Annotated in this window: 26 protein-coding genes, 1 tRNA gene and 1 other RNA gene; 14 read left to right on the top strand and 14 right to left on the bottom strand. The window is 67.1% G+C overall.

Annotated elements, in window-relative coordinates:
* The first annotated feature begins 8 nt into the window (after nucleotides 1-8).
* The 7 genes from B1818_RS19545 (at nucleotide 9) to smpB (ending at nucleotide 5,426) form a co-directional block, all read left to right on the top strand.
* A complete protein-coding gene (locus B1818_RS19545; RefSeq protein WP_058253670.1) occupies nucleotides 9-401 on the top strand; it encodes a hypothetical protein in 393 nt (130 codons plus the stop codon).
* Between the two features lie 46 nt (nucleotides 402-447).
* Nucleotides 448-1,563 carry a peptide chain release factor 2 gene (gene prfB, locus B1818_RS19540; RefSeq protein ID WP_058253669.1) on the top strand — a complete coding sequence of 372 codons (1,116 nt, stop codon included), beginning with the start codon at nucleotides 448-450 and terminating at the stop codon, nucleotides 1,561-1,563.
* Entirely contained in the window at nucleotides 1,563-2,516 is a 954-nt protein-coding gene (locus B1818_RS19535; protein ID WP_058253685.1) for a mechanosensitive ion channel family protein, read from the top strand. Before prfB ends, B1818_RS19535 begins: the two co-directional genes overlap by 1 nt.
* On the top strand, nucleotides 2,516-3,118 hold the full coding sequence (locus B1818_RS19530; RefSeq protein ID WP_078113715.1) for a hypothetical protein: 603 nt from the start codon (nucleotides 2,516-2,518) through the stop codon (nucleotides 3,116-3,118). Before B1818_RS19535 ends, B1818_RS19530 begins: the two co-directional genes overlap by 1 nt.
* A 91-nt stretch (nucleotides 3,119-3,209) precedes the next feature.
* Nucleotides 3,210-3,896, top strand: coding sequence for a cell division ATP-binding protein FtsE (gene ftsE / locus B1818_RS19525; protein WP_058253667.1), 687 nt, complete (start codon nucleotides 3,210-3,212; stop codon nucleotides 3,894-3,896).
* Between the two features lie 54 nt (nucleotides 3,897-3,950).
* On the top strand, nucleotides 3,951-4,859 hold the full coding sequence (gene ftsX, locus B1818_RS19520) for a permease-like cell division protein FtsX (protein WP_058253666.1): 909 nt from the start codon (nucleotides 3,951-3,953) through the stop codon (nucleotides 4,857-4,859).
* Nucleotides 4,860-4,949: 90 nt separating this feature from the next.
* On the top strand, nucleotides 4,950-5,426 hold the full coding sequence (smpB, locus tag B1818_RS19515; protein ID WP_058253665.1) for an SsrA-binding protein SmpB: 477 nt from the start codon (nucleotides 4,950-4,952) through the stop codon (nucleotides 5,424-5,426).
* Nucleotide 5,427: 1 nt separating this feature from the next.
* Here smpB and B1818_RS19510 read toward each other — a convergent pair whose 3' ends face one another.
* Entirely contained in the window at nucleotides 5,428-5,979 is a 552-nt protein-coding gene (locus B1818_RS19510; RefSeq protein WP_139114259.1) for a hypothetical protein, read from the bottom strand.
* Between the two features lie 208 nt (nucleotides 5,980-6,187).
* On the opposite strand from B1818_RS19510, the gene ssrA reads away from it, so the two are divergent.
* Nucleotides 6,188-6,561, top strand: a transfer-messenger RNA (tmRNA) gene (ssrA, locus tag B1818_RS19505).
* Between the two features lie 55 nt (nucleotides 6,562-6,616).
* On the opposite strand, the gene B1818_RS19500 is transcribed toward ssrA, so the two are convergent.
* The 5 genes from B1818_RS19500 to B1818_RS24010 form a co-directional block, all read right to left on the bottom strand.
* On the bottom strand, nucleotides 6,617-7,495 hold the full coding sequence (locus B1818_RS19500) for a metal ABC transporter permease (protein WP_058253663.1): 879 nt from the start codon (nucleotides 7,493-7,495) through the stop codon (nucleotides 6,617-6,619).
* Nucleotides 7,492-8,313, bottom strand: coding sequence for a metal ABC transporter ATP-binding protein (locus tag B1818_RS19495; protein ID WP_078113714.1), 822 nt, complete (start codon nucleotides 8,311-8,313; stop codon nucleotides 7,492-7,494). The genes B1818_RS19500 and B1818_RS19495 overlap by 4 nt, the downstream gene beginning before the upstream one ends.
* Nucleotides 8,310-9,233 carry a metal ABC transporter substrate-binding protein gene (locus tag B1818_RS19490; protein WP_065631558.1) on the bottom strand — a complete coding sequence of 308 codons (924 nt, stop codon included), beginning with the start codon at nucleotides 9,231-9,233 and terminating at the stop codon, nucleotides 8,310-8,312. Before B1818_RS19490 ends, B1818_RS19495 begins: the two co-directional genes overlap by 4 nt.
* 64 nt (nucleotides 9,234-9,297) lie before the next feature.
* The gene (locus B1818_RS19485; RefSeq protein ID WP_058253660.1) at nucleotides 9,298-9,918 is read right to left on the bottom strand and encodes a trans-aconitate 2-methyltransferase; all 621 of its coding nucleotides are present in this window, start codon (nucleotides 9,916-9,918) and stop codon (nucleotides 9,298-9,300) included.
* The gene (locus B1818_RS24010) at nucleotides 9,915-11,150 is read right to left on the bottom strand and encodes a CaiB/BaiF CoA-transferase family protein (RefSeq protein ID WP_139363057.1); all 1,236 of its coding nucleotides are present in this window, start codon (nucleotides 11,148-11,150) and stop codon (nucleotides 9,915-9,917) included. Before B1818_RS24010 ends, B1818_RS19485 begins: the two co-directional genes overlap by 4 nt.
* A gap of 189 nt (nucleotides 11,151-11,339) precedes the next feature.
* Here B1818_RS24010 and B1818_RS19480 point away from each other — a divergent pair, with 189 nt between their 5' ends.
* Nucleotides 11,340-13,121 carry a long-chain-acyl-CoA synthetase gene (locus B1818_RS19480; RefSeq protein ID WP_078113712.1) on the top strand — a complete coding sequence of 594 codons (1,782 nt, stop codon included), beginning with the start codon at nucleotides 11,340-11,342 and terminating at the stop codon, nucleotides 13,119-13,121.
* A gap of 2 nt (nucleotides 13,122-13,123) precedes the next feature.
* Here the strand turns inward: B1818_RS19480 and B1818_RS19475 are convergent, their stop codons facing one another.
* Nucleotides 13,124-13,759 carry an alpha/beta hydrolase gene (locus tag B1818_RS19475; RefSeq protein WP_078113724.1) on the bottom strand — a complete coding sequence of 212 codons (636 nt, stop codon included), beginning with the start codon at nucleotides 13,757-13,759 and terminating at the stop codon, nucleotides 13,124-13,126.
* A 121-nt stretch (nucleotides 13,760-13,880) separates the two neighbouring features.
* Here B1818_RS19475 and pgm point away from each other — a divergent pair, with 121 nt between their 5' ends.
* The 3 genes from pgm to B1818_RS19460 all read left to right on the top strand — a co-directional run bounded on the left by pgm (nucleotide 13,881) and on the right by B1818_RS19460 (nucleotide 16,555).
* Nucleotides 13,881-15,524, top strand: a complete 1,644-nt coding sequence (gene pgm / locus B1818_RS19470) for a phosphoglucomutase (alpha-D-glucose-1,6-bisphosphate-dependent) (RefSeq protein WP_078113711.1) — start codon at nucleotides 13,881-13,883, stop codon at nucleotides 15,522-15,524.
* A 92-nt stretch (nucleotides 15,525-15,616) separates the two neighbouring features.
* The gene (locus B1818_RS19465) at nucleotides 15,617-16,369 is read left to right on the top strand and encodes a DsbA family protein (protein WP_078113710.1); all 753 of its coding nucleotides are present in this window, start codon (nucleotides 15,617-15,619) and stop codon (nucleotides 16,367-16,369) included.
* Between the two features lie 113 nt (nucleotides 16,370-16,482).
* Nucleotides 16,483-16,555: transfer RNA gene (locus B1818_RS19460), tRNA-Ala, on the top strand.
* A 120-nt stretch (nucleotides 16,556-16,675) separates the two neighbouring features.
* Here the strand turns inward: B1818_RS19460 and B1818_RS19455 are convergent.
* The 6 genes from B1818_RS19455 to B1818_RS19430 all read right to left on the bottom strand — a co-directional run bounded on the left by B1818_RS19455 (nucleotide 16,676) and on the right by B1818_RS19430 (nucleotide 19,481).
* The gene (locus B1818_RS19455; RefSeq protein ID WP_078113709.1) at nucleotides 16,676-17,254 is read right to left on the bottom strand and encodes a PIN domain-containing protein; all 579 of its coding nucleotides are present in this window, start codon (nucleotides 17,252-17,254) and stop codon (nucleotides 16,676-16,678) included.
* A complete protein-coding gene (locus B1818_RS19450; RefSeq protein ID WP_078113708.1) occupies nucleotides 17,254-17,784 on the bottom strand; it encodes an excisionase family DNA-binding protein in 531 nt (176 codons plus the stop codon). The genes B1818_RS19455 and B1818_RS19450 overlap by 1 nt, the downstream gene beginning before the upstream one ends.
* Before the next feature lie 150 nt (nucleotides 17,785-17,934).
* Nucleotides 17,935-18,234 (bottom strand): YciI family protein, encoded by a 300-nt coding sequence (locus B1818_RS19445; RefSeq protein WP_068971835.1) that lies wholly within the window; start codon nucleotides 18,232-18,234, stop codon nucleotides 17,935-17,937.
* Nucleotides 18,235-18,251: 17 nt separating this feature from the next.
* On the bottom strand, nucleotides 18,252-18,785 hold the full coding sequence (locus B1818_RS19440) for a hypothetical protein (RefSeq protein WP_078113707.1): 534 nt from the start codon (nucleotides 18,783-18,785) through the stop codon (nucleotides 18,252-18,254).
* Entirely contained in the window at nucleotides 18,775-19,128 is a 354-nt protein-coding gene (locus B1818_RS19435; protein ID WP_078113706.1) for a helix-turn-helix transcriptional regulator, read from the bottom strand. The genes B1818_RS19440 and B1818_RS19435 overlap by 11 nt, the downstream gene beginning before the upstream one ends.
* The gene (locus tag B1818_RS19430; protein ID WP_065631726.1) at nucleotides 19,125-19,481 is read right to left on the bottom strand and encodes a VOC family protein; all 357 of its coding nucleotides are present in this window, start codon (nucleotides 19,479-19,481) and stop codon (nucleotides 19,125-19,127) included. The genes B1818_RS19435 and B1818_RS19430 overlap by 4 nt, the downstream gene beginning before the upstream one ends.
* A 144-nt stretch (nucleotides 19,482-19,625) precedes the next feature.
* Between B1818_RS19430 and B1818_RS19425 the strand changes: the two genes are divergently transcribed.
* Together B1818_RS19425 and B1818_RS19420 are read left to right on the top strand one after the other, a co-directional pair.
* A complete protein-coding gene (locus B1818_RS19425) occupies nucleotides 19,626-21,344 on the top strand; it encodes a CocE/NonD family hydrolase (protein ID WP_078113705.1) in 1,719 nt (572 codons plus the stop codon).
* A gap of 22 nt (nucleotides 21,345-21,366) precedes the next feature.
* The gene (locus B1818_RS19420; protein WP_254859766.1) at nucleotides 21,367-22,059 is read left to right on the top strand and encodes an alpha/beta fold hydrolase; all 693 of its coding nucleotides are present in this window, start codon (nucleotides 21,367-21,369) and stop codon (nucleotides 22,057-22,059) included.
* A gap of 27 nt (nucleotides 22,060-22,086) precedes the next feature.
* Here the strand turns inward: B1818_RS19420 and B1818_RS19415 are convergent, their stop codons facing one another.
* Nucleotides 22,087-23,049 (bottom strand): hypothetical protein, encoded by a 963-nt coding sequence (locus B1818_RS19415; protein ID WP_078113703.1) that lies wholly within the window; start codon nucleotides 23,047-23,049, stop codon nucleotides 22,087-22,089.
* Nucleotides 23,050-23,071: the final 22 nt, after the last annotated feature.

Raw genomic sequence — 23,071 nt, 5'->3', positions numbered from 1 at the left:
TAGCTGTCATGGTGCTGACCGTGACGTTCACCCTGTTGATCGCGGCTCTCGTGGTGGTGCTGGTGGTGCAGTGGCAGCGCGGCCGCAATCCGCAGCCGATGTCGGCGGCCAAGGCCTCCCAGTTCGTACAGGGCACGTTCACGGTCGTCGGGGTCTCCGACCGCGACGACGAGCCGACCAAGAGCGCGGCCGACAAGGACGGAAACCGGTTCTGCACCATCTCCGGGACGATCGTCGGTCCCGAGACCAGTCCGACCGAGGTGTACGGGACGCTCGTGCTGGGCGCGGGCGACCCCTGGCCCCAGGTCGGCGACGATCTGCCGGTCCTCTACAAACCGCAGAAGGCCGCGACGTCGTGGCGGTTCGGGGTGATGCCCGAAGCCGGTCCCGGCCCTCTGTAGATCCGCCGGGCGCTGACGCGCCCGACTGTCGGTACTCTGGATAACCGTGCATCCCGACGTGACCGCAGACCTCGACTCCCTCGACGCCACCTTGACCACCGTGGAGAAGGTGCTCGATCTCGAGGAGCTGCGTCGTCGCATCGACGAGCTCGAGATGCAGGCGTCGGACCCGGACCTCTGGAACGACCAGGACCACGCCCAGAAGGTGACCAGCGAGCTCTCGCACGCGCAGTCGGAGTTCCGCAGGGTCTCCGAGTTGCGCCAGCGCCTCGAGGATCTCCCCGTTCTCTACGAACTCGCCGAGGCTGAAGAGGGTGACGACAAGACGGCTGCGCTGGCCGACGCCGATGCCGAACGTGAGAGCCTGCGGACCGACATCGAGGCGATGGAGGTCAAGACGATGCTCGCCGGCGAGTACGACTCGCGCGACGCCGTCGTGAACATCCGTTCCGGCGCGGGCGGCGTCGACGCGGCGGACTGGGCGCAGATGCTGATGCGCATGTACATCCGGTGGGCCGAGCAGAAGGGCTATGGCGTCGAGGTCTACGACACCTCCTACGCCGAAGAAGCGGGCCTCAAGAGCGCGACGTTCGCGGTGAAGGCCCCGTACATGTACGGCACGCTGTCGGTCGAGCAGGGCACCCACCGGCTCGTGCGTATCAGCCCGTTCGACAACCAGAGCCGCCGTCAGACATCGTTCGCCGAGGTCGAGGTGCTGCCCGTGGTGGAGACCACCGACCACATCGACGTCGACGAGAACGACATCAAGGTGGACGTGTACCGCTCGTCGGGCCCCGGCGGGCAGTCGGTCAACACGACCGACTCCGCGGTCCGGCTGACCCACATCCCCACCGGCATCGTCGTGACCTGTCAGAACGAGAAGAGCCAGCTGCAGAACAAGGCGTCAGCGATGCGCGTGCTGCAGGCCAAGCTGCTCGACCGCAAGCGCCAGGAGGAGCGCGCCGAACTCGACGCACTGAAGGGTGACGGCGGTTCGAGCTGGGGCAACCAGATGCGCTCCTACGTGCTGCACCCGTATCAGATGGTGAAGGACCTGCGGACCGGCGTCGAGGACAACAATCCGACGTCGGTGCTCGACGGGGAGCTGGACAAGTTCATCGAGGCCGGGATCCGCTGGCGGATGGCGACCGCCGAAGCGTGATGCGCGATCCCGGAGTCCTGCTGCTCGCCGCGCCGCCGAGCCCGACCGAGGTCTTGATCGGTCGGGTATATGTGTGGATGGCCACCAACGGCTTGGAGATCCTCATCTGGATCCTGGGCGCGGTGCTGCTCGCCCGATTGATCCGGTGGGGCGCCGACAAGTACGCCTCCCGTGTGGACTCGCGGTTCTCCACCAGCGACCTCATCGTCCAGACCGAGGACGCCAAACACCGTCGCGCTCTGGTCGACGTGGTGGCGTGGACGCTGATCGTGGTGATCGCGATCATCGTGATCATCCACACGCTGTCGGTGTTCGGAATCCCGTTGAGCGGGTTGACCGGCCCCACCGCGGTGATCGGTGCCGCCCTCGGCTTCGGTGCGCAGCGCATCGTGCAGGACATCCTCGCCGGCTTCTTCGTCGTTGCGGAGAAGCAGTACGGCTACGGCGACGTCGTCAACCTGACGGTGACGGGCAACGCGCCTGCCGAGGGCACAGTCGAGGACGTGACGCTGCGGGTGACCAAACTGCGCACCGCCGAGGGCGAGGTCATCACCGTCCCCAACGGCCAGATCGTCAAGGCCACCAACCTTTCGAAGGACTGGGCGCGCGCGGTCGTCGACGTCCCGGTCCCGTCCGAAGCCGACATCGGGCTCGTCAACGACACGCTCGACCGGGTGGGCCGGGAGTTCTACGCCCTGCCCCGGTGGCACGACCTGCTTCTCGACGCACCGTCGTCCCTCGGTGTCATCAGCCTCGAGCTCGACGCCATCACGGTGCGCATGGTCACTCGTACGCTTCCGGGCAAGCAGTTCGAGGTCGGGCGCGCGCTGCGTGTCCACATCATCCGAGCGCTGGCGCGTGAAGGTATCAATGTGCCCGCCCGCGAGGTCCGGTCCGCGGGTGGGCCGCCGGCGACACACGCCGATCAGGGCAATCGGGACGGGGGAGACTGATGGCTGAGACACCGAATTCCCCGCGCCGGAACGAGCCGGCTGGGGACAGGCCTGACGAGAGCCTGCCCCACGACGAGCAGCCCGGCGAGGGTGGGCCTGGTAGAGACATCCCCGCCGACGACGCCCCGACACAGATCATCCCGACGCAGGGCATCCCCCCCGAGGCCCCACCGCCGCAGCAGTCGCCGGACGAGTCCGACGGCAAGCGAGGGCACGACTGGCGGCACATCGCCCGCACCCGGATGCGGACCAGCACCGCGATCTTGGTTACGGTCTTCCTCGCCTGTTGCGTGCTGTACGGATACACCTCGCAGCGCTACGGTGTGGTGTACTCACCGGCACGGCCCGCGCCGACGACATCGCAGACGGTCGAACCGACGTACGAGCCGCCACCGTCGACGTCGTCATCCACGACCACCACCTCGACGGAACCGTCGACGACCGACTCGACCAGTGGCGTCGAGGGTACGGACGGCTCGTCGACGGACGGGGCCCCGGCGCCCGCGCCCGGTACGAGCCGCGAGACCATCCCGGGTCTGCCCAACATCCCGCTCCCGAATTTCGGCGGACAGACGCCGACCACCACGGTCCCGACACGCTGAACCGGCGGGGAATTCGCTGGTCAGGCGGGTGGCTGAGCTGGGGCGTCGTGCCTGAACGCACTCTCAGGAGTCGTCGTTACACTGGCACATCGTGATCAAGCTGGAGAACGTCACGATGCAGTACAAGGCGTCCAGTCGACCCGCTCTGCGAGATCTGAGCTTCGAGGTCGACAAGGGGGAGTTCGCGTTCCTGATCGGTCCGTCGGGATCAGGTAAGTCGACGTTCTTCCGTCTGCTCCTCAAGGAGGACCGCCCGACGAGCGGCGAGGTGTACCTCGGGGAGTTCCACGTCAACAGACTGAAGGCGCGCAGCGTGCCGAAGCTGCGGCAGTCGATCGGGTGTGTGTTCCAGGACTTCCGTCTGCTCCAGAAGAAGACGGTGGCCGAGAACGTCGCGTTCGCGCTCGAGGTGATCGGTCGGCCTCGCTCCACCATCCAGCGGGTGGTGCCGGAGGTGCTCGAGTACGTCGGCCTGGAAGGCAAGCACGATCGCATGCCGAACGAGTTGTCCGGCGGCGAGATGCAGCGCGTGGCCATCGCCCGCGCCATCGTGAACCGTCCGCTGGTGCTCCTGGCCGACGAGCCCACCGGCAACCTCGATCCCGAGACCAGCGAGGAGATCGTCGACGTCCTCGACCGGGTCAACCGCCGCGGCACCACGGTGGTGATGGCCACCCACGACCGCCACATCGTCGACGCGATGCGACGACGGGTTCTCGAGTTCGACAGCGGCCAACTCGTCCGCAACGACCCGCAGGGCGTGTACGGAATCGGCTGACGCGCAGCCCGACCCGACACACTTCCCCGAGACCCAAGGACTGTCTGAGCAGACATGCGAGCGAATTTCATCATCAGCGAGGTTCTCCACGGACTCCGCCGCAACGCGACCATGACCATCGCGATGATCATCACCACCGCGATCACGCTGGGAATGTTCGGCGGTGGGCTCCTGGTGATCCAGATGGCGGACAAGAGTCAGCAGATCTTCCTCGACCGGGTGGAGATGGAGTTCTATCTCAATCCCGAGGTGACCGAGCGTGATCCGCAGTGCGAGTCCGACCCGTGCGCCCAACTTCGCCGCGGGCTCGAGAACGAACCCGGCGTCACCTCGGTGACCTACCTCGACAAGGACGAGGCCTTCAAACGCGCGAAGGAGATCTTCGCGAACAACCCCGATCTCGCCGAGAACATCGTCGAGGGCACGTTGCCGGCCTCGCTGCGTGTGCGGGTGTCCGATCCCGGCCAGTTCGATGCGGTGCTCACCAAGTACGCGACGCGGAAAGACCTGGGGGTGGACGCCTTCAAGGACGACCGCAAGCTCGTGCAGCGGATCTTCAGTGTCCTCGACGGCGTCCGCAACGCGACCTTCGCCATCGCTTCGGTCCTGGCGATCGCCGCCATCCTGTTGATCATCAACACGGTTCAGGTCGCGGCGTTCACCAGACGGACCGAGGTGTCGATCATGCGCCTCGTCGGCGCGACCCGCTGGTACACCCAGTTGCCGTTCCTGCTCGAGGCGGTGGTGTCGGCCTTCGTCGGCTCGATGCTGGCCATCGGCGGTCTGCTGCTGGCCAAGAAGTTCTTCTTCGACAACGCGTTACGCGAGCTGTACGGGGTCAGCTTCTTCGCCCGGATCGAGCTGACCGACGTACTGTTCGTCGCACCGTGGCTGGTGCTCGGCGGAATTGTGTTGGCGGGTGCGACCGCGTATGTCACGCTTCGTGTCTATGTCCGGGAATGATCGGTCCGTCGGGGCGGTTCGGATTGTCGGCGATCAGCAACCGGTCGGTCACCAACAGGGCGATCGACCACACTACGAGGAGGTGAGTGCATGCCGAAGGAAAAAGGACGCAATGTGATCGCGTCCAACCGCAAGGCGCGGCACAACTACGCCATCCTCGACGTCTACGAGGCCGGCGTCGTCCTGGTCGGCACCGAGGTGAAAAGCCTGCGGGCGGGCAAGGCCTCGCTGGTCGACGCGTTCGCGACGATCGACGACGGCGAGGTGTGGCTTCATGCCCTGCACATCGCCGAGTACGGCAACGGCTCCTGGACCAACCACTCGGTCCGCCGCAAGCGCAAACTGCTGATGCACCGACGCGAGATCGACAACCTCGTCGGCAAGATCCGCGACGGCAACCTCACGCTGGTGCCGCTGTCGATGTACTTCAACGACGGCAAGGTGAAGGTCGAGCTCGCGCTGGCCCGCGGCAAGCAGGCGCACGACAAGCGCCAGGACATCGCCAAGCGGACCGCCCAGCGTGAGGTCGAACGTGAGGTCGGCCGCCGCGTGAAGGGCATGGGCTGACTCACGCGCCGGTGTCGGCCTGACCCTGTTGCTCAGTCGGCGTTCCCGGCGACGTGTTCGGTCCGTTCTGGTCGTCGGACTCGGAGCCGCTCTCACCGTCCTGGTTCTGTCGGCCCGGCAGGCCGCCCATCCCGGGCCCACCCATCTGCGGTCCACCCATCTGTGGTCCACCCATCTGGGGACCGCCACCCATTCCGGGCCCGTTGCCGCCCTGCTGCCAGACGGCGGCCGGCGACGGCCGCTCGGGCGTCGTGTTGTCCCCGGTGATGTAGCCGGCGCCGAAGCCGAGTGCGCCCGCGACGATGGCCAGCCCGGCTGCACCGGCGATCAGGGCCGACCGGGCCGGCGCGGTCTTCGGGGTTACCGGGCGCGGTTCGCCGACCGGGCCGCGTGAATCGGGTGAGTCGCCCGCGCCGATGGACTCATGGGAGTTCGCTCCCGGGGTCGGCGCCGGGCTGATCGGCGTGGTCGCGGCGTCGTCAGATGTCGTGGGTGCCGGCGGGGCCGGGGAGGTGCTGTCGGGGTCGTGTCCGCCAGGGGTCGGGGGCGTCATGTCGGTCTCGCTCTCGTCGGTCGGCCGAGTCCGTCCTCGGCTCACGAGGTCTCCACGATCCCGGCGGTGTCTTGGTCGACGCTGTCGGTCAGCTGTGAATGCGCTGGTGATCGCGGCGAACGGTAGCCGACCGGTAATGGGAATGAACTCTGAGTGACGAGTTGTTAGACTGAAGTGCTCGCTGACATCCGTCGGCGGCAACCTACTCGGGGCTGATCGGTTTCGACTTCGTGCGTCGAGATAGGGGAAGCGTGTCGGTGCAGGCTGGAGACCACCGTGAGCGTCGCAGCAACCAATTAAGCGCCGATTCCAATCAGCGCGACTACGCCCTCGCTGCCTGAGTAGCGCCGGCTAGTCTGTCGGCCCGGGTTATGCTCCCAGACCCGGTTGCCGGCATCATCCATGGGAGCTCACCGTCCTCGCCGGTCGCGGGTGAGGTCGGAACATCAAACAGCGACTGGGATCGTCATCTCGGCTTGTTCGCGTGACCGAGAGATCCGAGTAGAGACATAGCGGACTGCACACGGAGAAGCCCTAACAACACGACGGAGGACCCGGGTTCAATTCCCGGCAGCTCCACGAGAAGGCGCCCCACCGGACTCGGTGGGGCGCCTTTCGTTTCGCGCCGGCCGGTTCGCTAACCGGTACTCAACGCATCGAGCGTCGCGCTCTCGCGATGCTTGCGTCGTTTGGTGACGACGCCGTGGGTCGGGCTGAACAGGTAGACACCGAAGAACGCGATGCCCTGGACGAGGACGACCATCCCGCCGGGGGAGGTGTCCTGGTAGTAGGAGACGTAGAGGCCGATGACCCCGCAGATCGCCGAGATCGCGGGCGCGATGACGAGCATCCGGCCGAAGCGATCGGTGAGCAGTCGGGCCGTCGCGCCGGGGATGATGAGCATCGCGACCACGAGCACGATGCCGACCACCTGCAACGCGGTCACCGCAGTAAGGGCGAGCAGCGCGAGAAGGGCCGCGCCGAGCAGTTTCGGGCTGAGTCCGATCGCGAAGGCGTGCGTGCGGTCGAAGGCGTAGAGGGTGAAATCGCGCCTCTTGAGCAGCAGCAAGGTCGCCACGATCGCACCCAGGATCGCGATCTGCACGAGATCCGACGTCGAGACGCCTAAAAGATTGCCGAAGATGATGTGGTTCAGGTCGGTCTGGCTCGGCGTCACCGAGATCAGCACCAGGCCGAAGGCGAAGAGGGTGGTGAAGACGATGCCGATGGCGGCGTCCTCCTTGACCCGGCCGCCGTCGCGGACTGCGCCGATCAATGCCACGGCCAGGAAGCCGAAGATCACCGCACCGATGGCGAACGGCACGCCGACGATGTAGGCGAGGACCACGCCCGGCAGCACCGCGTGCGAGACCGCGTCACCCATCAGCGACCAGCCGATCAGCACGAGCCAGCACGACAACAGCGCACACACGACCGAGGCGATCAGCGTCGCCCACAGGGCACGCGTCATGAACGCGTAGGCGAACGGGTCGAGAAGGATGTCGACGATGTTCACGAGGCCTCCTCGTGGCGGTCAGACCCGAGGCGCCCGGACTCGAGACGCTCGGACTCTTCGCGTTCGGACGTCGGCCGGGCGAGTGGATCGAGCCCGAACGCGCGGACGAGGTTGTCGGTGGTGATCACCTCGGCCGGCGCGCCCTGCGCGATCACGCGGCGCATCAGCAGGATCGCCTCGTCGGCCAGCTCGGGCAGGACCTGGAGATCGTGCGTGGACACCAGGATCGTCGTCCCGGCATCGGCGAGTTCGCGTAGCAGTGCGGTGATGGTCCCCTCGGTGCGTTTGTCGACGCCGGCGAACGGTTCGTCGAGCAGCAGGATCTCGGCTTCCTGTGCGATGCCGCGGGCCACGAAGGCCCGCTTGCGCTGTCCGCCGGACAACTGGCCGATCTGGCGGTCGGCGAAGTCGGTGAGCTCGACGCGTGCGAGGGCTTCGTCGACGGCGTCGTGGTCGGCCCGCTTGGGGCGGCGCGTGAACCCGAGATGGCCGTAGCGACCCGTCATCACGACGTCACGGACCGACACCGGGAAGCTCCAGTCGATGTCCTCGGACTGCGGCACGTAACCGAGCGCGCCGGCTCGACGCGCCGCGGTGGGGGTCCGGCCGCCGAGCCGGACCGTGCCGGTCGTCGGGGTCACCGACCCCACGATCGTCTTGAACAGTGTCGACTTGCCCGATCCGTTCATGCCGACGAGGCCGCACACCTGGCCGGCAGGTACTCGTACCGACGCGTGGTCGAGGGCGAGGATGTCGCCGTACCGCACGGTCACGTCCGTCACCTCGATGGCGGAACCGCTTGTCGCTGAGACGTTCACGTGTTGCTCCCGGTCAGGCCCGACACGATGGTCGCGACGTCGTGGCGGATGAGGTCGAGGTAGGTGGGTACGGGGCCGTCGGCCTCGGAGAGCGAGTCGACGTACAGGGTGCCGCCGAACCGGGCGTCGGTCGCGTTCACGACCTGTCGCATCGGGGCGTCGGAGACCGTGGACTCGCAGAACACGCCGGGGACACGGTTCGCCCGGACGAAGTCGATCGTCTCGGCGACCTGTTGCGGCGTCGCCTGCTGTTCGGCGTTGACCGGCCAGATGTAGCGCTCGACGAGTCCGGCGTCGCGGGCGAGATACGAGAACGCGCCCTCGCAGGTGACGAGGGCCCGCTCGTTGGCGGGTAGTCCGGCGAGTGCGGAGGTGAGATCGGTCTGTACCTGCTGGAGCTGCCGCTTGTACGCGGTCGCGTTCGATTCGAAGGTGGCGGCGCCGTCGGGGTCGAGCTCGGTGAACGCGCGCACCATGTTGTCGACATAGATCTGCACATTCACCGGACTCATCCACGCATGCGGATTCGGCTTGCCCGCATAGGCATCCGACGCGATGTCGATCGGTTCGACACCCTCACTGACAACGACGTGCCGGACGTCGAGGCCGTCGACGAACTGGGCGAACCAGGCTTCGAGATTGAGACCGTTGTCGAGGACGAGCGACGCGGTCGCGGCCCGACGGATGTCGCCGGGAGTCGGCTCGTAGCCGTGGATCTCGGCACCCGGCTTGGTGATCGACTCCACCTGCAGACGGTCGCCGGCGACCTCCGAGGCGATGTCGGCGAGCACGGTGAACGTGGTGAGCACGACCTTCTCATCGGGCAGCCGACTCGACAGCGTGCATCCCGCGAGGATCGTGCACACGGCAGCAAGCAGTGCCCCGACGGTGACGAACCGGCGACGCACGAGCTTGGGCATGCCGACACTATAGTTTCGGTTCGCCGAACTTTCTAGTTCGGGGGGTACGTGCCCTGGAACAGCGTCATCGGCGTATCGCGAGGAGATGGAACTCGGCGAAGCGATGGGCGTCATCGGCACGTTTGACGGTGCGCCACTCCTCGTCGAAACCGGCATCGGCCAGGGCCGCCGCCATCCGATCCGGGTGCCAACGCCACGCGGGTGCCACCCGATGGTCGAACTCGACGATCTCGTCGTCGGGGGTCGTCTGACCGGCGACCAGGACGGTGCTGCCCGCGGCCATCCGCTCCGCCCAGCCGCCCACGATCTCGGGCACGGAGTCGGGTGGCACGTGGATCAGGCTGAAGCGGGCCAGTACGGCCGCGACGGTGACGTCGGCGAGCTCCGGAGCGTCGATGCGGGCGTCGCCGGAGACGAACCGGACGCCGGGGTGCTTCGACCTCGCGATCCGCAGCATCGCCGTACTCGGGTCGACGCCGACCGCGTCGAACCCGAGTGCGACCAACTCGGCGGTCAGGAGCCCCGGCCCGCAACCGACGTCGAGCACCGTTCCTGCGACACCGCTGTCGCGGACGTGCTCGACGAACGCCCCGAAGGCGTGGCGCTGCAGGATGTTAGTGAACGGGGACGGGAAGGTCTCGGCGTACAGATCGGCGAGCTCGTCGTAACCGGGCTGCGAACTCACACGACTCCCGACGCCCGCAGATCCTCGATCTCGCGGGCGGACAACCCCAGCAATCCGCCGTAGACGGCCTCGTTGTCGCAACCGGGGGCGGGGGGACCGGCGTTGCGGATGCCACCAGGGGTGTCGCTGAACTGTGGCACGACGCCGGGACCGAGGACGGTGCGCTGCGCGCGTTCGTCGTAGTGTTCGGCGATCATCCCCCGTGCCTGTAGATGCGGGTCGGCGACCACCTCGGCGACGGAGTTCACCGGTCCGACAACGACTCCCGCGGCACCGAGTACTTCGGTCAGCTTCTCCGGTGTGTACTGCCGCGACCATTCGCCGATCAAATCGTCGAGCTCGTCCTGGTTGCGTCCGCGCGCGGCGTGATCGACGAAGCGGTCGTCGGTCGCGAGCTCGGGTTGTCCCATCGCCGCGCACAGCCGGGCGAACACCGAATCCTGGTTGGCGGCGATGATGACGTGAGTGCCCGCGCTGGTCGGGTAGAGGTTCGACGGTGCGATGCCGTCGAGCCGAGTGCCCGACGGGCCGCGGACGACGCCACCTGCGTCGTAGTCCGCGATGGCCGATTCCTGCACGGCGACACACGATTCGATGAGGGAGGTGTCGACGACCTGCCCCTCGCCGGTCACCGAACGCCGGTACAGTGCCGCGAGGGCGCCCTGCGCGGCGAACATACCGGCCAGGGTGTCGCCGAGTGACAGCGCCAGCCGGGGCGGGAGCTGTCCGGGGTAGCCGTTGAGATACCGCAGACCGCTGGCGGCCTCGGCGACGGAGGCGTACCCGGCTCGTGTCGAATCCGGGCCGGTCTGGCCGTAGCCCGAGACCCGCACCACGACGATGCCCGGGTTGCGAGCGGACAGTACATCCGGGCCGATGCCGAGCCGCTCGAGCGTCCCGGGACGGAAATTCTCGACGATGATGTCGGCCCGTTCGACGAGATCGAGGAACAGCTCGCGCCCTCGGTCCGCCCGCAGATCGAGGGTCACCGCCTTCTTGTTGCGGCCGTGCACCGTCCAATAGAAGCGGTGACCGTCGACCTCCGCCTGTCCCCAGGTGCGGATCGGATCGGGCTTGCCGGGCGGTTCGATCTTGATGACGTCCGCGCCCATGTCACCCAACAGCCGTGCCGCGTGTGGTCCGGCGATGAGCGTGCCCAGTTCGAGGACGGTGACGCCGTCGAGCGGGCCGGCGGGACGGTCGCTCGTCGGTCTCGGCGAGGTGTCGGTCATCCAGACAGTGTGGCCGGTCACCCGGCGTGCGCCAAGGGTCGACCCCGGCTGGCCGGCGGATCGCGGCGCGGTCTCGCCTGCTGCCTCGACGCATCTGAACTTTTGAAACAAATAGCCCCCAATGTGTCAATGGGGACGAGCTGTCGCTAGGGTGTGTGTCGTCGAACACACCGAAGGGGCGGGAAGAACATGGTTGATCAGGCGTCGGGCGCGGGACTGCTGCCGGACATCCGGTTGGCGGACATGGTGTCGGGAGTCGCGTCGTTGCGTCGTGACGCCGGCACGATTCTGCGGACCCTACCGGCGATGCTGCCCACACCGCCGACCACGAAGATGTCCATCGGCAAGCGGTTCCAGCAGAGTGCGCAGAAGTACCCCGACCGGGACTTCCTCCGGTTCGAGGGTGCGTCGATCACGTACCGCGAGGCCAATGCTCGGGCCAACCGGCTCGCGGATCTCCTCACTCGCGAGGGTGTCGGGCGCGGTGACGTGGTCGCGGTGCTCTCGCGTAATCACCCCGATGTCGTCATCGCGATGTTCGCGATCGTCAAGATCGGGGCGATCTGCGGAATGCTCAACTTCAATCAGCGCGGCGCGGTGCTGGAACACAGTCTCGGACTCATCGAGCCGAAAGTGGTTCTCTATCAGTCCGATCTGCTGGAGGCGCTGGAATCGGTGCCGACCGGATGCCGACCGGAGAAGGAGTTCACCTTCGCCGAACTCGCCACACTGACCGCGCGCTGCTCACCGCTCGACCGGCCGGTCACCGACTCGATCGAGGTCGGGTCGACCGCGATCTACATCTTCACCTCGGGCACAACGGGTTACCCGAAGGCCAGCAAGATGAGTCATTACCGCTGGCTGGTGGCGATGAACGGCATCGGCGGGCTGGGAATCCGTCTGCGCGGCGACGACGTCATGTACACGGCGTTGCCCTTCTACCACAACAACGCTCTCACGATCTCGGTCTCGTCGGTCCTCGCATCGGGCGCCTGTCTGGCCATCGGCAAGCAGTTCTCGGCGTCGAAGTTCATCGACGAGATCATCGAGAACAACGCCACCGCGTTCGCCTACATCGGTGAGCTGTGCCGCTATCTCCTCGCGCAGCCGCCGAAGCCGACCGATCGCGCGCACCGCCTCCGGCTGGCCGTCGGCAACGGTCTGCGCCCGGACATCTGGGATGCCTTCACCGAGCGGTTCGGTATCGACCGCGTCGTCGAGTTGTATGCGGCGAGCGAGGCGAACATCGGTTTCATCAACGTCTTCGGCTTGTCCAAGACGGCCGGGTTCTCGCCGTTGCCGTACACGATCGTCGAATACGATGAGGAGACCGGCGAGCCGCTGCGCGGTCCCGACGGGCGGGTGCGGCCGGTCGGGAAGGGTGGTACCGGATTGCTTCTCGCGCAGATCAATTCACGGGTGCCGTTCGACGGTTACACCGACCCGGCCGCGACCGAACGAAAGATCGTCCGCGACGCGAAGCGCAAGGGCGACAAGTGGTTCAACAGCGGCGACGTCGTCCGCGATCAGGGCTTCTCGCACATTGGCTTCGTCGACCGCATCGGTGACACCTTCCGCTGGAAGGGCGAGAACGTGGCCACCACCGAGGTCGAGGCGGTGCTCGACGCGCACCCCGCCGTCGAGGAGGCGGTCGTGTTCGGTGTGCCCGTTCCGGGGGTCGACGGCAAGGCCGGCATGGCGGCGGTGAGCCTGCGCGACGGCGAGACCTTCGACGCCGACGGTCTCGCCCGACACGTTCGCGACGGTCTGCCCGCGTACGCCGTGCCGCTGTTCGTCCGGCTCGTCGAGGCGCTGGAACACACCTCGACGTTCAAGAACATGCGCACCGAACTCCGCAAGCAGGCCTACGGGCAGACCGGCGACGATCCGCTCTACGTGTTCGTCGGGGAGAAATACGTCGAGTTCTATCCGGAGTTCGTCGAGGAGTTGGCCGGCCGGCCGACGCGCTGAGGTCAGGCGCCGCGCAGCGCGGACAGGCGCTCGCCGACGAAGTCGAGCGCGCTGCGCTGCCAGAGCCCGATGTGATCGAGCATGGCGTGACCGCCGCCGGGGACCGGGATGAACTCGGCGTCGACGCCCAGCGCCGAGAGCTCGTCGATGCCCTTGCGGGTCCGCTTTGCGAGCGTGCGGGTGTCGGCGTCGCCGTGCACCGCGACGACCCGCGCGCCGGGCTGGATGTGTCGCCAGTCGGCGAACTGCCACCACGGCGCCAGGCCGAGGACGCCGATGACCCGGCGGTCGGCGGCGAGATGGGCGGCCACGCGTCCGCCCATCGAGTGTCCGATCGCGACCACCGGCACGCCCGGGTGCCGTCGGCAGATCTCGTCGAGTGCCGCACGGGCGGGGAGCAGAGGCGAGTTGTCGTCGCCGTTCCAGCCGTACACGCGGTAGCCGACCTGGTGGACGCGCACCGACCGGCCGAATCGCAGTCGCAGCGACCAGGTGAACGGGTACATGCGCAGGGCGGACGGCTGCCAGGGACTGAACGGTTTGTGGCTGTTGTCCGTGCCGCCCGGCAGGACGAGCACGAGCAGGCCTGGGGATCGGCGTCCGGGGGACAGCAGTCCCGACAATCCGGCGATCAGCATGTGTGCAGGCCCCTTCGATGCGACGTCGACGATCGTCCCACCGTAGCGATTCGGTATCCGGGTCCGGACGGATCGGTTCGTCGACCGGGCGAACGGCGTGTGGAGTGGCACAATCGCGGTCATGGCACATCCTCGCGCTGGTACCTTGGCCCTGCCCGAAGACCTCGTCGACGTGGACGCCCTGGTGCGTGCCTATTACGACAACACACCCGACCCGTCGGACCCGTTGCAGCAGGTCGTGTTCGGGACGTCGGGGCATCGCGGATCGAGTTTCGACAACGCGTTCAACGAGGCCCACATCCTCGCGACGACGCAGGCGATCGTCGACTACCGCCGCTCGGCCGGGATCTCCGGTCCGCTGTTCATCGGGTTCGACACCCACGCTCTCTCGGTCCCCGCCTGGCGCACCGCTCTCGAGGTGCTCGCGGCCAACGAGATCACCGTCTACACCGCCGAGAGCGACTCGTTCACACCCACGCCGGCGGTCAGCCGCGCCATCCTCATGTTCAACCAGGACAACCCGGGGGTGCTGTCCGACGGCATCGTCGTGACGCCGTCACACAATCCGCCGCGGGACGGCGGGTTCAAGTACAACCCGCCGACCGGCGGTCCCGCGGACACCTCGATCACCTCGGTCGTGGCGGCGCGGGCGAACGAACTGCTCGAGCAGAAGCTCGACGGTGTCGCGCGCATCCCGTTCGAGCGTGCGCGCGGCAGCGAGTTCGTGCACGACTACTCGTTCCTCCTCAACTACATCGACGGACTCGGCGATGTGGTCGACATGCGGGCGATCCGCGACGCCGGCATCCACATCGGCGCCGACCCGCTCGGCGGCGCGTCCGTCGGCTACTGGGCGCTGCTGGGCCTCCGATACAACCTCGAGCACCTGACGGTCGTGAATCCGACGGTGGACCCGACGTTCTCGTTCATGACGCTCGACACCGACGGCAAGATCCGGATGGACTGTTCGTCTGCCAACGCGATGGCCTCGCTCATCTCCTCCCGTGATTCCTACGACATCGCGACCGGCAACGACGCCGACTCGGACCGGCACGGCATCGTCACGCCCGACGCCGGTCTGATGAACCCCAACCACTACCTGGCCGTCGCGATCGACTACCTGTTCACGCACCGGCCGCAGTGGTCGCAGTCGGCGGCCGTCGGCAAGACGCTCGTGTCGTCGTCGCTGATCGACCGGGTGGTCGCCGGGATCGGACGACCGCTGCTCGAGGTTCCCGTCGGTTTCAAGTGGTTCGTCGACGGCCTGCTGAACGGTCGCGTCGCCTTCGGTGGCGAGGAGAGCGCCGGGGCGTCGTTCCTGACCTTCGACGGCAGCCCGTGGTCGACCGACAAGGACGGCATCATAATGGCGCTGCTGGCGTCGGAGATCCTCGCGGTGACGGGCAAGTCGCCGTCGCAGCGCTACGCCGAACTCGCCGAGGAGTACGGGACAACGGCGTACGCGCGGATCGACGCGCCGGCCAGCCGGGAGCAGAAGGCGGTGCTGTCGAAGTTGTCACCGGAGCAGGTGACGGCCACGGAACTGGCGGGCGAACCCATCTCGGCGATCATGACGACCGCACCGGGCAACGGCGCACCGATCGGCGGCCTCAAGGTCACGACGGAGAACGCCTGGTTCGCGGCTCGCCCCTCGGGGACCGAGGACGTGTACAAGATCTACGCCGAATCCTTCAAGGGCGCAGACCATCTCGCGCAGGTGCAGAGCGAGGCGCAGCAGGTCGTCGACGCGGCGCTGGGGGCGTGAGCGAGTAGCGGGCCGGCGGTGGTGGTCACCGCCCCGTTCCGGCTGGACGTTCCCTCAGACAATTTTCAGCGCGGCGCCGTTATTGTCGGAATGTGAGCAAGAAGCGCAAGCCGGGAGCATCGGTGCCCCGCACCACCAACTCGAAGTATCAGCCGAGCGCGCCGTCGAACACGATGACCTACGTGCTCGGCGGCATCGCGGTCCTGGTGATCGCGGGCCTCGTGATCGGCGGGATCTGGTGGAGCGGACGCGATCAGGGTGACACCGATCAAGCCGCGCTGGCGTCGAGTTCGACGATGATCGTCGGTCCCGAGACCGCTCCGCTCATCGACGTCTTCGAAGACCCGATGTGTCCGGTGTGCAAGGTGTTCGAGCAGCAGTCCGGACCGGCCATCACCAAGGCCGTGACCGAGGGCAAACTCCGCGTGCGCTACCACACGCTGCACTTCTTGAACTCGCGGTCGGCGACCGGTGACTACAGCTCGCGCGCTGCCGGTGCGCTGACCTGCGTGGCCGACGAGCAGAACACCGATCTGTTCCTGCGATTCCACAGCGCGCTGTTCGCCGCCCAGCCGCCCGAGGACGGCACCGGCAACATCACCAGCCCCGAGCTCGCGCGTGTCGCCACCGAGCAGGGCGCGACGCCGGCCACCGCCACGTGCATCACCGACAACGCGAAGGTCGCCCAGGCCGAGGAGAACGCGCAGAAGTCGACCGACGAACTGTCGAAGGCGACCGGCGGCCAGGTCGGCACCCCGACCGTGCTGCACGACGGCGAGCCCGTCAACGGCGTCCTCGAGGGCACCGGTTGGCTCGACAGCATCCTGGGTGGCGGCAACTCCTGAGTCGCGGACGCCGACTCGACACCAACCGGGTCGGCGTCCTGGCGATTTGGCTGGTATCGCCGAGATGGTGTAACTTCGCCAGTGCCCTTGAACAGGGCGGAACAACAAAATACGGGGCTATGGCGCAGCTGGTAGCGCACCACACTGGCAGTGTGGGGGTCAGGGGTTCGAGTCCCCTTAGCTCCACCGAACGAAGCCCGTTCCGACCGATGTCGGAACGGGCTTCGTCGTTGGTGGGATAGAGTCTGTCGAACCGAGTTGCGTAGGGACGAACGGCTGCGCGCTCTACGGAGGCGGCGACGTGTTCTAGCTACCGGATTCGAAGTAGGGTGCGATATCCCTGACGAAATCGGTTGTGCCAGAAGCTGCGAGAGCATCGAGAAACTGTTCGGTGGTCACCGGTGGGCGACGACGCTTGTCGGCGGTTTGGGCTACAGATGCCACCGCACGCGCCGGATTGCGGTGGAGTAGGTCCAGCAGGAATTGGTCGGAGCTGCGTATGTGCAGCCCCAGCGGCTCCACAACTGCATTGGGAAAATGCTGGGTGTGGTCGGTGACGATCGCGGCCGCGTGGCCTCTCACGGCGGCTGCGACAACGTGTCGGTCGTCAGGATCGGGCATTCCTGAGATTGCCTCTTCAAGTGGTTCCCAGCCTTCGACGCACGCGTCCTCGAAGGCATCGTTCATTGCATCGACCCGCAAGCGTGCGGTCGCCTCTGAGACTCGTCCCTTTGTCGCCCGATTGATACCGCGCACCGTCTCGTCCATGATGCGGTTGCTCCACAGAGGGTAGAACGCCCGGTGCTCGGCGAAGGTGAGCAGCAGATCGGCCTTGTCGATCGGCACCAGAACACACGCGTCGAGCATCACACGAAACCCCGCCACTACCGCTTGCGCTCCTCGGCAATCTCGCGGCGAGATGTGCGCATGGCTTCCCGATAGTCCTCGGCAGGCACGTCGTACAGACCGCTGTCTTCGGCGTCATCGACGAGAGCTTGCAGCGCCCCGCGCCGCTCGATTGCGCGCTGTGACTGATACTCGAGTAGATCGCCCAACTTCACGCGCCGGTGACGGCTGCCTTCTACGGTCTCGAAGGGGATTCTGCCGCTCTCCAGCAGTTTGATGAGAGTAGGGCGGCTGATGCCGAGGTAGTCGGCAGACTCCTGCGTCGAGAGTTTCTGGTCGACCGGAGCGACAACGACCGCGCGGTGCGCGCGCATCGCATCCACGATCTGTGTCAGCGTCCGATAGACCTCGAGCGGGAGAGGCACTTCTTCACCGTCGGGCCCGACGAGCGCGGCGGGCTCGTGGTGGTGATCGAGGAACCGCGACAAATCCCTGAGGGCGTCGAGGTCGGGGGCGTCAGTCGGGGGGAAGAACGTTCCTGTTCTGCGCGGTGCGGTAGTCGGGCTCATCTGACAAGTTTGCCGACTAATCGAAATATCCGCAATCCTTTTGTGGCTGTATTGGCAGTGTGGGGGTCAGGGGTTCGAGTCCCCTTGGCTCCACCGAACGAAGCCCGTTCCGACCGATGTCGGGACGGGCTTCGTCGCTGTCCGGTCCGTTCAGTCGCGTCCGATACCGACGGGCATGGGGAGGATCTCGACGCGGGCGAGGCCCGAGGTGACGGCCGGGTCGGCGGCGCTGATGGCCCGGACATCGTCCTCGGAGTCGGCGCGCACCACGCCCAGGCCCCAGTTCCCGGTCGGGTCGACGACGGGACCGAAGATCACCGCGGTGCCGTCGGCGAGGAGCCCCGACCAATACGCGCCGTGGCGGCCCATGATGGCGGCCTCGTCGTCGGACATGTCGCCGGGACCGAAGGTGGGACGCGGCGGGACGAGTTTATACACGAAGTGGGTCATGTTCTGACGCTCTCTCTTCAGGGGTGGGTCGATTCGATGACGTCGACGCAGGCCGCCAGGGCGGCGGCCCAGCCGCCGGAATACGCGCCGGAGCTGTAACCGCCTGGCGCGGCGCAGTCTTCGCGAAGCTGTTCCTCGCTCAGATGTTCCCAGCCGCGGTGTTCCACGGACACCCGCGTCAGTGCCGGACCCAGCGAGGTGAAGGCCAGCTCGACCTCGGTCGGCTCGGGAGTGTTCAGCCACGACATGACGAACCGACTCGGGGGTTCCCACACCGCCAATCGACCCCATTCGGCGGTCGTGCCGTCGTCCCAGGTCTCATAGACCCGGCCGCCGGTGAACTCGTCGATGGTCACCGTCCGTGCACGGTCCCCGCCGATCGACATCGGCTGCAGCGGCCACCAGACCCCGATGGTCCGGACAAAGGTGGTGAAGACGTGGTCGAGATCGCTACGGACGGTGGTGGATTGACGTATCGGAGGCCGTCGGAGCGGGAGAACGGCACCGCCGTCGCGACTTCCGGCGCCGTCGACCTCCCGTTCACCCGGCACGGTTCACCTCGTCGGCGTCGGTCAGTCCGCGTTCGGCCTCGACCAGTTGCCGCGCGACGTCGAGAGATGACGCCCACATGTCGTCGAGCAGGTCGCGTAGTCGGTCGATGCCCTCGGGTCGGGCGCGGTAGATGCGTCGGGTCCCCTCGCGGCGTTCGGCCAGCAACCCGGCGTCTTTCAACACCGTGATGTGCTGAGAGATCGCGGTGCGGCTGACGTCGAACCGGGCGGCGATGTCGCCCGCGGACAGCTCCTCGCCGGAGACGAGTTCGAGGATGGCGCGGCGGCGGGGCTCCGCCATCGCGCGCAGGGCCTCGTCGACGCCTGGGGACTTGTCGGTCACGCCCAGAGTCCGATCGAGTTGCCGTCGGGGTCGGCGAACATCGCGAATCTGCCGTACCCATCCGGGAGGTCCGTGGGCGGCACGAGTGCCTTGCCACCGAGCGTCTCGGCCCGGTCGAGGGACGCCTGCAGATCGTCGACGCGCATGTAGACACTCACCCCGCTGGTCCCGCCGGGTTCGGACACGGCGCCGATGCCGCCGGAGACGGCGCCGTCACCTGCGCCGGTGTCGACGAGCGAGTATTCCGGGCCGGAACTGTCGTCGATGGTCCAGCCGAACAGATCGCGATAGAACGCGGTGAGACGGGTGGGGTCATGCGAGGTGATCTCGAAGAATGCGACTGGTGCTCCCATGAGGACTCCTTGTGCCGGTATATGTCGGTAATGGCTAACGTTAGCGATCGCTGACGGAACACGCAAGGGTGTGGAGAGCCATGAGCGGCCTCGGCCCGTGCCCTAGAGTCCAGCCATGGGTGTCGCACTGTCGTCGGAGGTCGTATGGGGGATTCGGTGAGTCACGACCGGCCGTGGCGGCGCCCGGGTGCTCTTCGCTACGGCCTGCGGCGGTTGCGGAACGCCGTACGTCCGCCGGTGACCATCTACCCGGCACCCGACGACATGATCAAGGATGCCGACGTCCCGGTGGTGATGCGCGACGGGGTCACCCTGCGGGTCAACGTGTATCGGCCGGCGGGGGATGGTCCGTTTCCGGTCCTGCTCTCGGCGCACCCCTACGGCAAGGACGCGCTGCCGGTCCGGACGCGGTTCGGGTGGAAGATCAACTTCCAGTACCGGATCATGAATCAACCTGCGCCGTATCGCGTTTCGAGTGAGACGGGCTGGGAGGCGCCCGACCCCGCGGTCTGGACCTCGCGGAGCTACGTCGTCATCAATGCCGACCTGCGCGGCGCGGGGACCTCGGAGGGAACCGGATCGCTGCTCTCCGACGCCGAGGCCCTCGATGTCCACGACCTGATCGAGTGGGCCGGCCGGCAGTCCTGGTCGACCGGAGCGGTCGGCATGCTGGGCGTGTCGTATCTCGCGCTCTCGCAGTACAAGGCGGCCGCACTCCACCCGCCCCACCTCGCGGCGATCTGTCCGTGGGAAGGGTTCACCGACCTCTACCGCGACTTCATGAAGCCCGGTGGAGTCGACGAGAGAGGGTTCTCCCGCATCTGGGCTCTCGTCACCCGGAAGGCCGCCCGGTTGTCGGAGGACATCGGTGCCGAACGCCGCCGCCACCCCCTGCGAGATGACTGGTGGCAGAGCAAGACACCGAATCTTACGGCCATCGAGGTGCCGATGCTGGTGTGCGCCAGTTTCTCCGACAGCAATCTGCACAGCGCGGGTTCGATGCGTGCGTTCGAGCGGGCCGGGTCGGCTCACAAGTACCTGTACACCCACCGCGGACCGAAATGGGCGACGTTCTACAGCGACGACGCGGTGGCGACCCAGCACGCGTTCTTCGACCGACACCTGCGCGGGGACACGACCAGGACCCTGCCACGGGTCCGCCTCGAAGTCCGGGGGTCGCGGACCGAGGTCACCGATGTACGCGAGGAACATGAGTGGCCGCCGGCGGCGACCACGTGGACCGAACTGCTACTCGCTGACGGTGATCGTCTGACCCGGGTCACCGGGGGAGGCGTGGCGAGTGGTTCGTCGGTTCTCGACCTGCGCGGGGCCGGGCTGGCCTACGACCTTGCCATCGATTCTCATCTCGAACTCTCCGGACCGATGAGTGCTCGACTATGGGTTAGCCTGCCGCGCGGTGGGGATGCGACGTTGTTCGTGGCAGTGGAGAAATGGGCCGGAACGCGGTGGGTCCCGTTCGAGGGTTCGTACGGATACGGCCGGGACCGCATCGTGACGGGTAGGCAGAAGCTCTCCCTGCGAGCACTGGACCGCGATGCATCGTCGGTGGCCCGGCCGGTGCACAGCTTCGACCGCGTTCAGTTGCTGGAGCCCGGTCAGATCGTGGAGATAGAGGTCGGACTCGGTTCGTCGGCAACATCTTTCATGCCCGGCGATCGCCTGCGGCTGGTGCTCGCGGGACGGAACGTCGACCGGGGCAACCCGTTGACCGGACATTTCCCCGCCCGCTATCAGACCGGTCCCCGCGGAACGTGTCGGATTCATCGGGGCGGAGATCATCCCTCGATGCTGACGGTGCCGCTGATCGAGGCGACGAATCCGGCGGCCGGTCTGAATCCGTGACGACAGCTGAGGAGAGTACGTGGTGACGACCGAACCCCCGACCTGGCTGCTACTGCCGGGAACCCCGCTGTCGCCGGCGGTGTGGGACGGCGTGCGTGCCGAGCTGGCCGAGTACGGACACGTGATCACGCCTGCGATCAGCCCGCCGCCGGGTTATGCGGATGACGACCTACCCGCGCGGCTCGCCGCCGGGGTCGCGGAATCGGCTGCGTCCGAGGCGCCCTGGCATGTGGTGGGACATTCCTTCGGCGGACAGGTGGCCCTGGAACTCGCGATCCGGCGCCCCGAGCTCGTCTCCCGCCTGACGCTGCTGTGCACCCGAGACACGCCCTTCCCGGCATTCGACGCTGCGGCAGCCGCCGTCGAGGCCGACACCGTCGATGTCGACGGCACACTCGGACGCTGGTTCAGCGCAGACGAATTGCGCAACGATGGACCGGTCGTCCGCTACGCTCGCGAAGCCGTGGCCGCCGCGGACCACGCGTCCTGGGCGTCGGCGCTGCGCGCGATCGCCCACTTCGACTGTTCGCAACGCACCGCGTCGATCTCGTGCCCGGTGACCGTGGTCGCGGCCGAACACGACACGGTGTCCGACGTCGCCTCCATGAGAGCCATGCATCAGCGGATACCGGGATCGGACTTCATCGTCTGCGCCGGGGCCTGGCATATGAGCATCTTCGACGACCCGGCCGCGGTGGCGCGAATCCTCCTCTGACGACCGACGAATCTCGACCGTCGGGCTTCAGGTCGCGTCGGCGATGATCTGCCGCTGGGCCGTGAACATCTCGGCCAGATTGTTGCTGACCGTGGTGTCCATCGCGGGCGGTGCGTCGTCAACCGTGTTGTGCGTGACCGTGAACGATACGCCCCGCTCCTCGCCGACCACGATGATCCCGGCGAGGTGAACCTCGATCGCACCGACCTCGTACTCGCCGGTCATCCGGACCGCTTTGTAGTCACCGTCGATCGGCAGCTCGACCTTCTCGAGCGCGAGAGTGACCGGGACGTCGCCGTCCTCGAGGGTCAGCGTGAAAGACGAACAGGCGGAGACGATCTCGTCGAACTCGTCGTAACCGTTGTCGGCCGGCTTGGTCACGTCGGCACTGTAGTTGTCGAGACCGAAGAGTATCTCGTTGGAGGACGAGGTCTCGGTGAGCTCGCGCTCCGCGCGTTCGTTGCCGGTCTGCTGAGACTGGACCAGCGTCGCACACTTCTCGTTGTCCACGGTGCTGCCGTCGTCGTCGGTACTGCCCGTCTCCGTGCTGAATTCGCCCGTGATGTCCGGGAACTGGTCTTCGGGCAGCACCAGTTGGAGGGCCGAGGCGGTCGGGATCGACGGTTCGTCGTCGCCACCACCGCGCAGGGTCAGCGCCAGCACCACCGCCACCACGACGATCAGTACGAGGACCAGTCCGCCGCCGCCGATGAACCACCACTTCTTGCTCCCACTCTTGGCCGGAGGGGGTGATTGCTGACCGAACGGCTGGCCATACGGTTGTTGGCCGTACGGCTGCTGGCCGTAGGGCTGCCCGCCATAGGGCTGTTGGCCGTACGGCTGCCCACCGTACGGACCCGGGTTCGGCGGCTGGCCGGGAGCCGGCTGCGGCCCGCCGGGTTGGTGACCGCCAGAAGGCGGCCAGCCGGGTTGCTGCGGCCCCTGCGGACCCATGGCGGTCGGCTGGTTGGGGTCGTAGGGACTGCCCACGGTCGGCTCCTCCTGGTCGGTG

The organism is Gordonia sp. IITR100 (genome assembly GCF_002009645.1).
Classification (GTDB): domain Bacteria; phylum Actinomycetota; class Actinomycetes; order Mycobacteriales; family Mycobacteriaceae; genus Gordonia; species Gordonia hongkongensis.
This window is presented reverse-complemented; position numbering and strand designations above follow the sequence as displayed.